Here is a 12,652-nt window from a genome sequence, read left to right as displayed (position 1 = left end):
GCCGAAATCGACAAGTTTTCCTTGGACGAATCGGTGAAGCTCCCTGGCGATGACGTCAAGGAGCCGTGACATGTCCAGCGAATCCGCTATATCGCATCGCGCGACCCTGTGGGGTGCCAGTACCGTTCTCAACTGGGCGACCCTGGCGCTGTTCACCCAATGGGCCGGCCCAGTGCCGCCTTTCCTGCTCACCGCGCTGTGCTTCGGTCTGGCCGGTGGCCTGGCGTTGCTGGTGTTCCTGGCGCGCGGCGATGGCCCGGCCCTGACCGAGGCCTTCCGCCAGCCGCCGGCGGGCTGGCTGCTGGGCGTCGGGGGGCTGTTCGGCTATCACCTCTGCTATTTCATCGCCCAGCAGAACGCCCCGGCGGCCAATGCGGGGTTGATCAGCTACCTGTGGCCGCTGTTGATCGTGATCCTGGCCGGCTGGCTGCTGCCGGGCGAGCGGCTGCGCGGCATCCATCTGCTGGGCGGCGTCTGTGGTTTTCTGGGCGCGGCGCTGCTGGTGGGGCCCGACGGCCTCGACTGGGCGGGGGAATACACCTTCGGCTATCTCGCGGCCCTGCTGGCGGCCTTTATCTGGAGCGGTTACTCGGTGGCCTCGCGGCTGCTGGCGCGCATCCCCACCACGGCGGTGGCGTGGAACTGCCTGGGCGCCGCCGCGCTGGCGCTCGTCTGTCACCTTGCCTGGGAGCCGCTCGGCTGGCCCGAGGGGGCGAATCTCTGGGCGATCCTGGCCCTGGGGCTGGGCCCGGTGGGCAGCGCTTTCTTCACCTGGGACCTGGGCATGAAGCGCGGTCAGGTGCGCTTGCTGGGGTTGTTGTCCTACGCCACGCCGCTGTTTTCGACCCTGGTGCTGATCGCCGCCGGCCTGGCGACGGCCAGCCCGACGCTGCTGGTCGCCGCGGTCCTGATCTGCGGGGGCGCGCTGATCGGAAGCGACATGTTGGGAGGTCGCCGGTCCCGGCAACGCGATGACGCCAGGATCGAACAATCAAGGGAGTAGCGGCGGAAGTGTTCTCTGGAAGGGCCGTTTTCTGGAAGGGCAAGCCCATGTCATGACGCAGGAAGAGGAGTGACGCATGGAAAGGATCGAATGGGCGGATTTCGCCAAGGTCGAGATACGGGTGGGGACCATCGTGGAGGCCGAGGCTTTTCCTGAGGCACGGCGGCCGGCGTATCGACTTCGGGTCGATTTCGGAGAAGCGATCGGGGTGCGCAAGTCGAGTGCCCAGATCACCGATCTGTATGCGCCGGCCGAGCTGATCGGCAAGCAGGTCATTGCCGTGGTCAATTTTCCCGTCAAGCAGATCGGTCCGATGCGGTCAGAGTGCCTGGTCACCGGCTTCCATCGCGAGGATGGTGCGGTGGTGCTGGCATCGCCCGATCTCGCCAGAACGGGGCGCGCCTGGCGTAGGGTGCAGCACCGAGGCGACAACGAAGCCGCCCGTCGGGCGGCCCGTTTCGTGGAATCGAGAGGGCGTCAGGTGGGCAGGGTGACGTACCGCGTCTCCAGATAGGCCTCGAGGCCCGCGCGGCCGAGCTCGCGGCCGATGCCGCTGCCCTTCATGCCGCCCCAGCCCAGCCCGGGCGGGGCCACTTGGTGGGTGTTGCACCAGACATTGCCCGCCTGGAGCCGTGAGGCGATATCGGCGGCGCGACCCTTGTTGCCGGTGACAACGGTGGCGGCCAGGCCGAAGGCGCTGTCGTTGGCCAGGGCGATCGCCTCGTCGTCACTGGCCACGCGACGTGAGCACAGGATGGGACCGAAGATTTCCTCGCGCCACAGCCGGCTCGTGGTGCGCACATCGCGAAAGACCCGGGGGGCAATGAAGTAGCCGTGATCGGGCAGGGTCGAGACCGGGGCGCTACCGGCATCGAGTCCTTCCTGCTCGGCAGCAGCCAGATAGCCGAGTACTCGCTCGTACTGGGCGGCGTTGACCAGTGGGCCGAGCGTGGTGGCGTTGTCCAGCGGATCGCCCGGGACGAGGTCGGCGATGGCCGCGTCGAGGCGCTCATGGAGGGTATCGGCCAGTGACTCGTGGACCAGCAGCCGCGAGGTTGCCGAGCACATCTGGCCGGCGTTGTAGGCGAAGCCTGCCAGTACCAGCTCGGCGGCCAGCTCCGGGTCGGCATCTTCGGTGACGATTATCGGCGACTTGCCGCCGAGCTCCAGGGAAACGTTGCGGGTTCCCCGGGCGGCGGCGGCCATCACGGCTTCGCCTACGGGGTTGCTGCCGGTGAAGGACAGCTTGTCGACCCCGGGGTGAGCGGTCAACGCCTCGCCCACGCCTCGGCCGTCGCCGTGCACCAGGTTGAAGACGCCGGGAGGCAGCTCGATCTCGAGGGCGATCTCGGCCAGTGCCTGTTCGGGCAGCGGCGTGACCTCGGAGGGCTTGAAGACCACCGTGCAGCCGGCGGCGAGCGCCGGGGCGATCTTCCAGGCGCTGCTGACCAGCGGAAAGTTCCAGGGGGTGATCAAGCCGGCCACGCCGACCGGGTCCTGGTAGCGTCGCGACACCATGTCCGCCTCGCCGGTGGCGACTGCCTCGCCCTGGCGCGCATCCAGTACCCGGGCTTCGCCCGCATAGTAACGGTAGCAGTCGATGGCGTCGGCCAGGTCCTGGTCGGCTTCGGCCAGCGGCTTGCCGTTGTTGCGGCTGGAAAGCTCGACGAGCGAGGCGCGACGGGTCTCGAGGGCGTCGGCAATGGCATCGATGAAGCGACCGCGATGTTCGCCCGGCAGGCCTCGCCACCCGGCCAGCGCACGGCGAGCGGCGGCCACGGCATCGTGCACGTCGGCGGGGTCGCCGGCGGTCACGGTGGCGATGCGCGTCTGGCGATAAGGGTCGAGGACGTCCAGGCATCGCGTGGCACGGCTTTCCACCCAGGCGTTGTCGATGAAATGTCGTGTCAGTGTGCTCATGGGGCTTCTCCATGGGTGTGCAGGGAGCGGCGCGGTAGCCAGCCCCGGCCGCGTTCGGGCTTCATGCCGGGGAAATGACATTCCACCTGGCGCAGAACCAGGGTGAGCACCAGTGTCATGGCCAGATAGATGCCGCCGATCAGCATCAGAGGTTCATAGACCAGGAAGGTCTCGTCGCGAATGATGTTGGCAGCCTGCAGCAGGTCCATCATGGCGATGGTCGAGACTAGCGGCACGGACTTGAGCAGCAGAATCATTTCGCCGGTCAGGGTCGGCAGGCATTGCTGGATGGCACGGGGTAGCCAGAGGCGGAAAAAGACCTGCAGGGGCGTCAGGCCGAAGGCGCGGCCGGCCTCGCGTTCGCCCGGTGGCACGCTCAACAGGGCGCCTCGAATGACCTCGCCGGAATAGGCGCCGACGCTCAGAATGAAGGTCAGGGCACCATAGAAGAAGGGGTCGCGCAGCAATGGCCAGATGACACTGTCCTGGATGCCGGGGATACCCTCGAGCAGGCGTCCTACGCCGTAGTAGAAGAAGAACAGCTGCACCAGCAGCGGCGTTCCGCGCATCACCGTGGTGAAGCCCTGAACGGCCAGTGCCAGGGGGCGGGGTGCCTTGAGCCGCGTGATGGCAACGAGCACGGCCAGGGCCAGGCCGCCGACCGCCGATACGGCGATCAGCCACAGGGTGTTGATAAAACCCTCGATCAGGTATTCCTGATAGAAGGGGTCGCCAAGCCAGGAAAAGTCCATGTCAGGCCTCCTCGGTGGTCGGCTGGCTGCGACGCAGGTAACGTTCCAGGCGCGCGAACAGCGCCGTGGACGACAGCGTCATCGCCAGGTAGATGACGCCGGCGGCGGCATAGAACAGAAAATGGGCACGCGTGCTGGAGGCCGCCTGCTGGATGGTGAAGAACAGCTCACTGTAGCCGATGACGCTGATCAGGGCGGTATCCTTGATCAGGATCAGCCAGAGGTTCGACATGCCCGGCAGGGCATTGGGCAGCATGGCCGGCACGACGATGCGTCGGAAGCGCGCCCAGGCCGAGAAGCCGAAGGCATCGGCGGCCTCGAGCTGGCCTCGGGGAATGGCCAGGATGGCGCCACGAAGCACTTCGGTCATGTAGGCGCCCTGGACGAATGCCAGCACGCCTACGGCGGTCACGAAACCGTTGATGGCCACCTGGCCGGAAAAGCCCATGGCATTGGTCAGGGCGGTGAGTGCCTGGGAGCCGGCATAGTAAAGCAGGATGATCAGCAACAGCTCGGGGACGGCTCGCACCGCCGTGGAGTACAGGATACCCAGGCCGCGTATCGGTGCCCAGGGGCTGAGGCGCGCGCTGGCGCCGATCAGGCCGAGCAGCAGGCCGATGGCATAGGCCAGTACGGCAATCTCGAGGGTCGTCAGGGCGCCCTGTAAGATGGGACCGGACCAGTCGGCCAAGCCTTCTTGCGAGAGGTTGTTCATGGTCGAAAAGCACCTTGGAAGACACGCAGTGCGCGCCGGGGCGGAAGAACGTCGTACGGTCTCTTCGGGGATCGACCGGCGCGTACCGTGTCACACTTGCGTTGACATCCTTGCATGGACATGGCGAAGCCGCCGGCCGGCGTCACCGCCCGGCGGTTCGAATCACGATGGCAATCGATGGTACTCAGCCGGTGCAGACGTCGGTGCCGAAGTACGACTCGGAGAGTCGGGTGCAGGTGCCTTCCTGCTGGACCCGTTCGATGGCGGCGTTGAGGTCGGCCTCCAGATCGTCGTCACCCTGGCGGATGCCGATACCGACGCCTTCGCCATAGGCTTCGTGGTGCGGCGCGGTGCCCTTGATCTCGAAGCCTTCGGCTTCGTCGCGCTCGACCAGTTCGTTCATGGCAATCTTGTCGGCCAGGATCACGTCCAGGCGGCCGGAGAGCAGATCGCGGTTGACCTGCTCGGCCTGGTCGTAGAGGCGGATATCGACGCCGGTGTCACGCAGGGCGCGGCGGGCGTAGGTCGCATTGGTGGTGGCGCTCTGCACGCCCAGTACCAGGCCGTCTAGGCCTTCGGGAAGGCTCAGTGCCTGGTCGCTGGCGGCCACGTAGGCACCAGGGGTGAAGTAGTAGGGATCGGTGAAGTCGATGACCTTCTGACGGGCCTTGGTGATCGACATGGAGTTCATGATCATGTCGATGCGACCGGCCTTGAGCGAGGGGATGATACCGCTCCAGCCGGTGGGCTTGATCTCGCATTCGGTTTCCATGGCTTCGCAGATGGCCATGCCCAGCTCCACTTCGAAACCGGTCCACTCGCCTTCGGACGAGGTGTAGGTGAAGGGCGGGTAGGGCTCGGCGGAAATGCCGATCTGCAAGGGCTCTGCGGCCTGGGCGGTGCCGCCGAGGCTGGCGATGGAAAGCGCGATGGCGGGGATGAGGGTGCGTTGCATGATGTTCTCCTGACGCGTTGTTCGAAAGTGGGGAGGCTGTGGCCGATCAGGCGGCGGGCGCCGCGAAGCGCCGACAGCGCGGGTCGTCGAAGACCTCGCCGGGGGGACCGGCGACGCCGATGACGCCGCGATCGAGAAACACGACCTGGTCGGAGACTTCCCGGGCGAAGGCCATCTCGTGGGTGACCAGCACCATGGTGCGGCCCTCGCCGGCCAGGTCGCGGATCACGCCGAGTACCTCGTTGACGCGTTCCGGGTCCAGCGCCGATGTTGGCTCGTCGAACAGCAGCAGGCGTGGCTCCATGGCGAGCGCGCGGGCGATGGCCACGCGCTGCTGTTGGCCGCCGGACAGGAACGCCGGATAGGCATCGCGCTTGTCGGCCATGCCGACACGCGCCAGGTAGTGCTCGGCCACCTCGGTGGCGCGTCGGCGGGAGAGCCCCTGTACTCGCATCGGGGCCTCGGTGACGTTGCCGAGTACGCTGAAGTGCGGCCACAGGTTGAACTGCTGGAAGACCATGCTGACCTTGGCGCGCAGCCGCTGCAGCTGGCGTCGGTTCAGACCGACGACGTCGCCCTGGGGATTGCGGTCGAACTGGATCGTCTCATCCGCAATCGCCAGGTCGCCCTGGTCAGGGCGTTCCAGCAGGTTGAGGCAGCGCAGCAAGGTACTCTTGCCGGACCCGCTGGCGCCGATGATGGAGGTAACACTGCCCTCGGGAACGTCGAGGGAGACATCGCGCAGCACCTCGAGGTCGCCATAGCGTTTGACGAGGTGGCGCGCTTGCACCGCCGGGGCGGCGGTGGCTTGCGGAGTGTGATCGTCGAGCGATGATGTCATAGGCGACTCATTGGACGGTGGAAAGGAGACCGGCGTCGTCGCGTGCCGTCTCGGCACAGCGGGCCAGGCGTTGGCAGGCATCGGTCAGGCGGGCTTCGTCGACGGTCAGGCTCAGCCGGATGAAACCGGCGGCGGAGGGACCGAAGGCCTCGCCGGACAGCACCGACACGCCCTGTTCATCGAGCAGTCGGTCGGCGAAGGCCTGGGACGAGAGACCGGTGGCGCGTACATCGACCATCAGGAACATGCCCGCCGCCGGTGGGATGACCTCCACGGCCGGACAGTCCGCCAGGGCCGCGCAGACGGCATCGCGCCGGGCTCGATAGCCCTGGTGCATGGCTTCGAGTTCCGGGGCCTGTCGGGTCAGGGCGTCCCGGGCGGCGTCCTGGATGAAGTCCGGGCAGCCGTAGAGCATGCACAGCGCCAGGTTGCCGAGGTGCTCGATCAGCTCGCGGGGACCGAGCACCCAGCCCAGTCGCCAGCCGGTCATGGCGTGGGACTTGGAGAGACTGTCGATCACCACGCTGCGATCCGTCAGGTCGGGGAAGGCGGCGGCACAGTGGTGCTCGCCCTCGAAGACCAGGTTGGCGTAGACCTCGTCGGAGATCAGCCACAGATCATGGCGGTGGCAGAGCTCGGCGATGGCGTGCCAGGTGTCGGTGTCGATGAGCTGCCCGGTGGGGTTGTGCGGGCTGTTGAGCATGATCGCCCGGGTGCGCGGGGTGATCGCCGCCTCGATATCGGCCGGGTCGAGGCGGAAGCCGGCATCGCCCCGCAGGGGGATGCGTACCATGGCGGCATCGGTGGAGCGCAGCACCGCCTCGTAGGTGACGTAGCAAGGCTCTGGCACGATGACCTCGTCGCCCGGGTCGAGCAGGCACTGGGCCACGGCGTAGAGCCCGCACTGGGCCCCGGCCATCACGATGATGCGCTCGGGGTCGGCCTCGACGCCGTGTCGGCGGTAGCGCTCGGCGATGGCATCGCGCAGGCCGTGCTTGCCCTGGACGTCGGGATAATGGGTGGCGCCGTCACGCAGGCTGGCCACGGCGCTCTCGACGATCGTCGCCGGGGTGTCGAAGTCCGGGTCGCCCACCGACAGTACGGTGATGTCCTCGCCGGCGGCCTGGCGGGCCAGGGCCCGGTTATGGATGTCCCAGGCCGCGGCGCCTTCGCCGGCGATACGGTCGGTCAGTCGGGAATAACGCATGAAAGTCTCGCTAGGTGGCCTGAGGGGAAGTGTCATCGGCTGGCAGGCGGCGGCGTTCGGCCTGCCAGGCGAGGTCGGTGCCCTGCGGGCTGGCGGCCCAGGCCTCGTACTGGCGGGCGACGTGCTCGCACAGTTCCGGGCTGGCCTGACGCAAGGGGCGTCCGGTGGCCTGGGCGGCCAGCTGGGCCTGGCAACTGCGTTCCAGATCGCGCATGCGCAGGAAGGCCTCGCCCACGCTGCGTCCGCAGGTCAGCAGGCCGTGCTGGCGCAGCAGCATCGCCATGTGGCGACCGAGATGGGCGGTCAGCCGTCGACGTTCGTCGAGATCCAGGGCGATGCCTTCATAGTCGTGATAACCGAGCCGGTCATGAAACTGCATCGCCCACTGATTCAGTGGCAGCAGGCCTTCCTCGAGGCAGGAAATGGCGACGCCGGCGACCGTGTGGGTGTGCAGCACGCAGGCGACCTCGGGCCGTGCTGCATGGATGGCACTGTGAATGGTGAAGCCGGCAGGGTTGATGCCGAGCCCGGTCGGGTCGTCGAGGATCTCGCCTTCGGCGTCGACGGTGACCAGGTTGTCGGCACGCACCTCGTCGAAGCGCAGGCCGAAGGCGTTGAGCAGGAAACGCTCGCCGGGCAGGCGTGCCGAGATATGCGTCGAGATGCCGTCATCCATGCCGTCCAGCGCGACCAGCCGGTAGGCGGCGGCCAGGTCGCGGCGCTGCATGGCTTCCTCGTCGCGAGGTGTCGTCACAGGCTGGCCTCCACGGCATCGAGCGCATTGCCGCCGTTGCGGGTCTCGACGCCCTCGAGGAATTCGGCGACTTGCTCGGGATGGGACGCCAGCCAGTCATGGGCCACGGCCTCCAGTTCGCGCTCCTTGAGGCTGTAGTCGCGGATGAATTCACTCTGCTCGTCGGCGCTGATCACGAACTGGTCGAGCAGCCGGGTCAGGTTGGGGTTGGCCTCGGCGTAGGACGTGGCGACGATGGTCTTGACGTCGCTGCGGCCGTTGTCGGCCCCATAGACGCCCTCGGGGTCGTCGAGGATGCGGGTGTTGTACTCCGGCACCATCCAGTGCGGCGTCCAGCCGTAGAAGACGATCCAGCGGTCCTCGTCGACCGCGGCCTCGACCTCGCTGAGCATGCCGGGCGTGGACGAGGACATGCCTTCCCAGTCACTCAGCCCATAGGTGTCGGCCTCGATGGCCTGGTTCAGCATGTCGGTGACGGTGGAGCCGCTCTCGATGCTGTAGACGGTCTTGTCGAAGCGCTTGGCCACCTCGGGATCGCCCAGTTGTTCGGCGCTGGTGATGCCCGCCTCGTAGACATAGTCCGGTACCGCGAAGCCCATGCGGGCACCGTTGACGTTGTTGCCCAGGTCGACAATGGCGTCGGCCTCCATGGCGGCGTCGTAGCTCTCCTGCTGTGCCGGCATCCAGCCGGCGAGGAAGGCATCGCTGTCGCCGGTCTGCAGGGTGTTGTAGCCGACCGTCGAGCTGAGCTGCTGCTTGCTGGTGGTGTAGCCCAGTGGCTCGATGAGCTGGGCGAAGATCTCGCTCTTGACGGTCACGCCGGGCCAGGGCGGCACGACCAGGCGCAGCTGGTCGTCGCGATCGGCGGCCGTGGCGGGGCCGGCCAGGGTCAGGCCGGCGATCAGGGTCATGGTCAGGGTCGTGGTATGCGTCTTCATATACAGACGTCTCCTTTATCTCTGGTCGGCTGGTTCTGGCTATGCGTTGGATGAAAACCCATATCAGATGCCAGCAGGGCATGCCCGGCGACAAGTCTGCGCGAGGGCGCTATAAACCCGTCCTTGGGCGCTACTTTTGCCTTCCCTGGTCAAAAGACCCTCGCTTCGACTCGTCCCCGGCGTATATCTCCATCTTTCTTTCTGGTCGGGTAAACGTGCCGATGATCAGAGCGAGGCGATCCAGGCGGAGGCATCGACCTCGATGATCAATGGGGAACTCGCTTCATCGAGGCGGCCGAGGGCGTCGTGCAGGCTCGCCGGGTCGGTCACGCCGAGGTGGCGACAGGCGAAGGCCTGCGCCAGGGCCGGGAAGTCGGGGGCGGCCAGATCGACACCGAGCTTCGGGATCTCGCTCATGGCCATGTAACGACGTATCTCGTCGTAGCCGTCGTTGTTCCAGATCACGATGGCCACGGGGCGGCCGAGATCGCGGGCGGTGCCCAGCTCGCCGAGCACGAACTGCAGGCCGCCGTCGCCGACCAGGGCGACCACCGGCTGTTCCGGTTGGGCCAGGGCGGCGCCCAGGGCGGCGGGCAGGCCGTAGCCGAGGGTGCCGAAGCCGGTGGCGGCGTTGAACCAGCGGCGCGGTGCCGGCAGCGAGGCCAGGAAGTTGCCGGCGTAGACCGGGCCGGTGGAATCGCCGACCAGGATGGCGTCCGGCAGCACCTCGCGCAGAGTGGCGAAGAGCGGTGCATAGGGGGCCACCTCGGCATCCTCGGCGAAGGCCAGGGCTCGACGTACGGCCTCGGCGCGCTCGGCTCCGTCGCGTTGCGTCGACTCGGGCAGTCGTTCGACGAGGGCCGCCATGGCCTGGCCGGCCTCGGCGAGCAGGGCCAGGTCGGCGGCCTGGTTGCGGCCGAGCTGCTGGGGGTCGATATCGATGCGAATGAGGCGACCGTCGAGGACGAAGCCACTATCGAACACCAGGTCGTAGTCGGTCTCGCCGAGCTCGGTGCCGATGGCCAGTACCACGTCGGCCTCGCGGGCCAGCCGTCGGGCAGCGGGCAGGCTGGCAGTGGCGCCCAGGTCCAGTGGATGGTCGAGCCCGAGCACGCCCTTGGCGTTGATGGTGGTAAAGGCCGGGGCGTCGAGGCGTTCGACCAGCGCCCGGGCCGCGCCCGCTGCGTCGGCCGTGCCGCCGCCGAGCAGGACCAGGGGACGCGAAGCCGTGCCGAGCCACTCGGCGGCTCGCGCCAACGCCTCGGGAGCCGGTGCCGGCGGGTAGGTGCGGGTCGGCGTGATGGGCCCGTCGGATACCGGGGCGCCCATCACGTCCAGGGGGATCTCGATATGCACAGGACCGGGGCGAGCACTGTGGAATATCGAGAAGGCTCGGGCCATGACCTCCGGAAGCGCCTCGGGGTCGTGCAGGGTGTGGCTGAACACGCTGACGCCGGCCAGCGTCTCGCGCTGGTGGGGCATCTCGTGCAGGCGCCCCTGACCACGCCCCAGGCTGGCGCGCTGGTTGACGCTGGAAATCACCAGCATCGGCACCGAGTCGGCCAGGGCCTGCCCCATGGCGGTGGCGATATTGGTCATGCCGGGACCGGTGATGATGAAGCAGGCAGCGGGCAGGCCGCTTGCCCGGGCATGGCCGTCGGCCATGAAACCGGCGCCCTGTTCGTGACGCGGCGTGACGTGGTGCAGCCGGCTTTCGCCGAGGGCACGGTACAGTTCGATGGTGTGCACGCCGGGGATGCCGAAGGCGGTATCGACGCCGTAGGCCTCGAGCAGTTGAATCAGTCGCTGGGCGCAAGTCATCACGGCGAACTCTCCTCGATTGGATCGGGCAGGCCACCGAAGGGCGGACGGCCCAGGACGCGCTCGACCATGGGCACGAAGTGCTCGAGTGGCAGGGTGTCGTAGTCGGGGTCGAAACTCGCCTGATCCCAGTGGTCACAGAAGCGTACCGTGCGCGCATAGGCCGGGTGGTCGCGAAACTGCTCCCGAGCGTGGCGATCCTGGCCGAAGAAGTGGCGGTAATGATACCCCTGAAAGAGTTCGTGGTGGCGAATCATCCAGGCATTCAAGGGATCGATGAACGGCTCGAGGATGCCCGCGGCGATCTCGGCGTGATTGGCCGGTGCCAGGTCGTCGCCGATGTCATGCAGCAGGGCGCACACCACCATTTCCTCGTCGGCACCGTCACGCAGGGCGCGAGTCGCCGTCTGCAGGCTGTGCTCGAAACGATCCACCGGGTAGCCGTGATGGTCGCCGGCCAGGCGGTGAAGATGGTCGAGTACCCGGCGCGGGGCGTCGGCCTGGTAGTCGCGGAAACGGGCGTCGATCAAGTGCCATTCGTCGAGCCGGCTTTCGTCGAAACGTCGGAAGCTGGCCTGGTTCATGCGCTGGCCTCCTGCGATGGTTGACCGGAGAGCTGTCGGCGGAGCACGAGGCGTCGGCTGGTCGTGCTGTCGCGGTCGACGTAGCCCTGGCGCAGATGGCGCACGCCACCGGCGAGCTGGTAGGCGCGTCGTCCGTGCAGCAGGCGATAGTTGTCCATGATCAACATCTGGCCGGGGTCGAGCTTGAGGTGAACGGTCAGCTCGTCCGAGGTGATCAGGTGGTAGAAGGCCCGACGCGCGGCGTAGTAGCGCTCGAGTTCATCGGCCGACAGGGCATCGACACGTTCGGTGCGGTTGTTGAAGCGAACGCGCGCCAGGCGGCCGTGGCTGTCGAGCTCGATCAGCGGCCCTTCACCTTCCAGACGCGTGGTGTCGTCATGGTAGAGAAAGCCCGGGGCGACACGGGTCAGGCAGTCGAAGGCCTCGGGGTCGCGCGCCTTGAGCGTCAGCGCCGCCTGATAGCCGTCGACCAGGGTGTTGTCACCGCCGTCGGCGGCATTGGTCAGGCAATGCAGCCAGATGTAGCCGGGAATCGGGTCGCGGTAGGGGTTGTCGGTGTGCGGTTCGAGCCCACGCTGGGTCATGGTCAGGTCATAGGCGTTGGCCACCGACTTGACGTCGGCGATGCCGCCCCAGTTGGTGCGGCGCAGGGGACCGATACGGTCGATCAGGGCCTGCATGCCGTCTTCTTCGGTGGGCACGCCCGAGACCAGCACGAAGCCGAAACGATGCAGGTTCTCGAGCATGTCGAGCAGGGCGGCGTCGTCCTGGCGGGCGGCCGCGAAGTCCGCTCTGGGCGGCTCGGCCAGGCCGGCATCCCAGAGGGTACGGCCGGGCACGCTGGTAGCGATCTCGGTGCTGGCCGCGACCAGTTCCTCGAGCGAAAAGTCGGTGGCGTGGCCGTCGCTGAAACGTAGCGCCACATGCTCGCCGCTCAGTTCGGCGCTTTCCAGAGCCAGGTCGAGAGGTAGCTCGGCGGCCTCGATCAGGCGCTGGCCGGTGCGGGGATCCAGGGTGGTGGAATCGGGGGCGCGTTCGCGCAGCCAGAGGGCAGCGAATTCACGGGTCTGGCCCTGGGTATCGAGGTTCATGCGCTGTCCGTCCGAGGACAGCCACAGCTTGCCGCTTGCGGTCATGACGATCTATCTCCGGGTATTGCGTG

Annotated in this window: 13 protein-coding genes; 2 read left to right on the top strand and 11 right to left on the bottom strand. The window is 67.3% G+C overall.

Annotated elements, in window-relative coordinates:
• The first annotated feature begins 70 nt into the window (after positions 1-70).
• Positions 71-1,003, top strand: a complete 933-nt coding sequence (locus RSO41_RS17805) for a DMT family transporter (RefSeq protein ID WP_315620597.1) — start codon at positions 71-73, stop codon at positions 1,001-1,003.
• A gap of 76 nt (positions 1,004-1,079) precedes the next feature.
• Positions 1,080-1,517 carry a tRNA-binding protein gene (locus RSO41_RS17800; protein ID WP_410000357.1) on the top strand — a complete coding sequence of 146 codons (438 nt, stop codon included), beginning with the start codon at positions 1,080-1,082 and terminating at the stop codon, positions 1,515-1,517.
• Here the strand turns inward: RSO41_RS17800 and RSO41_RS17795 are convergent.
• From RSO41_RS17795 to RSO41_RS17745, 11 genes are all read right to left on the bottom strand, one after another.
• The gene (locus tag RSO41_RS17795) at positions 1,481-2,923 is read right to left on the bottom strand and encodes an aldehyde dehydrogenase family protein (protein ID WP_315620596.1); all 1,443 of its coding nucleotides are present in this window, start codon (positions 2,921-2,923) and stop codon (positions 1,481-1,483) included. The two genes, RSO41_RS17800 and RSO41_RS17795, sit on opposite strands and share 37 nt — an antisense overlap.
• Positions 2,920-3,675: an ABC transporter permease subunit gene (locus RSO41_RS17790; RefSeq protein ID WP_315620595.1), complete on the bottom strand. Its 756-nt coding sequence runs from the start codon at positions 3,673-3,675 to the stop codon at positions 2,920-2,922. Before RSO41_RS17790 ends, RSO41_RS17795 begins: the two co-directional genes overlap by 4 nt.
• Before the next feature lies 1 nt (position 3,676).
• The gene (locus RSO41_RS17785) at positions 3,677-4,390 is read right to left on the bottom strand and encodes an ABC transporter permease subunit (protein ID WP_315620594.1); all 714 of its coding nucleotides are present in this window, start codon (positions 4,388-4,390) and stop codon (positions 3,677-3,679) included.
• A 184-nt stretch (positions 4,391-4,574) separates the two neighbouring features.
• On the bottom strand, positions 4,575-5,345 hold the full coding sequence (locus RSO41_RS17780; protein WP_315620593.1) for a transporter substrate-binding domain-containing protein: 771 nt from the start codon (positions 5,343-5,345) through the stop codon (positions 4,575-4,577).
• A 46-nt stretch (positions 5,346-5,391) separates the two neighbouring features.
• The gene (locus RSO41_RS17775) at positions 5,392-6,186 is read right to left on the bottom strand and encodes an amino acid ABC transporter ATP-binding protein (protein WP_315620592.1); all 795 of its coding nucleotides are present in this window, start codon (positions 6,184-6,186) and stop codon (positions 5,392-5,394) included.
• A gap of 7 nt (positions 6,187-6,193) precedes the next feature.
• Positions 6,194-7,393 (bottom strand): pyridoxal phosphate-dependent aminotransferase, encoded by a 1,200-nt coding sequence (locus tag RSO41_RS17770; protein WP_315620591.1) that lies wholly within the window; start codon positions 7,391-7,393, stop codon positions 6,194-6,196.
• Positions 7,394-7,403: 10 nt separating this feature from the next.
• Positions 7,404-8,147 carry a class II aldolase/adducin family protein gene (locus tag RSO41_RS17765; protein ID WP_315620590.1) on the bottom strand — a complete coding sequence of 248 codons (744 nt, stop codon included), beginning with the start codon at positions 8,145-8,147 and terminating at the stop codon, positions 7,404-7,406.
• Positions 8,144-9,085: a glycine betaine ABC transporter substrate-binding protein gene (locus RSO41_RS17760; protein WP_315620589.1), complete on the bottom strand. Its 942-nt coding sequence runs from the start codon at positions 9,083-9,085 to the stop codon at positions 8,144-8,146. Before RSO41_RS17760 ends, RSO41_RS17765 begins: the two co-directional genes overlap by 4 nt.
• Before the next feature lie 225 nt (positions 9,086-9,310).
• Positions 9,311-10,906, bottom strand: coding sequence for a 5-guanidino-2-oxopentanoate decarboxylase (locus tag RSO41_RS17755; RefSeq protein ID WP_315620611.1), 1,596 nt, complete (start codon positions 10,904-10,906; stop codon positions 9,311-9,313).
• Entirely contained in the window at positions 10,906-11,490 is a 585-nt protein-coding gene (locus tag RSO41_RS17750) for an HD domain-containing protein (protein WP_315620588.1), read from the bottom strand. The genes RSO41_RS17755 and RSO41_RS17750 overlap by 1 nt, the downstream gene beginning before the upstream one ends.
• Complete coding sequence (locus tag RSO41_RS17745; RefSeq protein WP_315620586.1) at positions 11,487-12,626, bottom strand: TauD/TfdA family dioxygenase; 1,140 nt, start codon at positions 12,624-12,626, stop codon at positions 11,487-11,489. Before RSO41_RS17745 ends, RSO41_RS17750 begins: the two co-directional genes overlap by 4 nt.
• Between the last annotated feature and the right edge of the window lie 26 nt (positions 12,627-12,652).

The sequence above is a fragment of the Halomonas sp. I1 genome, assembly GCF_032334135.1.
Classification (GTDB): Bacteria; Pseudomonadota; Gammaproteobacteria; order Pseudomonadales; family Halomonadaceae; genus Halomonas.
Note: the sequence above shows the minus strand (reverse complement) of the source record. Positions and strands in the feature narration are given on the sequence as shown.

What these genes read in the sequence shown, in the direction of transcription:
- RSO41_RS17775 (WP_315620592.1), bottom strand. Translation starts at nt 6,186, where the DNA reads ATGACATCATCGCTCGACGATCACACTCCGCAAGCCACCGCCGCCCCG.
- RSO41_RS17785 (WP_315620594.1), bottom strand. Translation starts at nt 4,390, where the DNA reads ATGAACAACCTCTCGCAAGAAGGCTTGGCCGACTGGTCCGGTCCCATC.
- RSO41_RS17800 (WP_410000357.1), top strand. Translation starts at nt 1,080, where the DNA reads ATGGAAAGGATCGAATGGGCGGATTTCGCCAAGGTCGAGATACGGGTG.
- RSO41_RS17750 (WP_315620588.1), bottom strand. Translation starts at nt 11,490, where the DNA reads ATGAACCAGGCCAGCTTCCGACGTTTCGACGAAAGCCGGCTCGACGAA.
- RSO41_RS17780 (WP_315620593.1), bottom strand. Translation starts at nt 5,345, where the DNA reads ATGCAACGCACCCTCATCCCCGCCATCGCGCTTTCCATCGCCAGCCTC.
- RSO41_RS17760 (WP_315620589.1), bottom strand. Translation starts at nt 9,085, where the DNA reads ATGAAGACGCATACCACGACCCTGACCATGACCCTGATCGCCGGCCTG.
- RSO41_RS17745 (WP_315620586.1), bottom strand. Translation starts at nt 12,626, where the DNA reads ATGACCGCAAGCGGCAAGCTGTGGCTGTCCTCGGACGGACAGCGCATG.
- RSO41_RS17770 (WP_315620591.1), bottom strand. Translation starts at nt 7,393, where the DNA reads ATGCGTTATTCCCGACTGACCGACCGTATCGCCGGCGAAGGCGCCGCG.
- RSO41_RS17805 (WP_315620597.1), top strand. Translation starts at nt 71, where the DNA reads ATGTCCAGCGAATCCGCTATATCGCATCGCGCGACCCTGTGGGGTGCC.
- RSO41_RS17755 (WP_315620611.1), bottom strand. Translation starts at nt 10,906, where the DNA reads ATGACTTGCGCCCAGCGACTGATTCAACTGCTCGAGGCCTACGGCGTC.
- RSO41_RS17790 (WP_315620595.1), bottom strand. Translation starts at nt 3,675, where the DNA reads ATGGACTTTTCCTGGCTTGGCGACCCCTTCTATCAGGAATACCTGATC.
- RSO41_RS17795 (WP_315620596.1), bottom strand. Translation starts at nt 2,923, where the DNA reads ATGAGCACACTGACACGACATTTCATCGACAACGCCTGGGTGGAAAGC.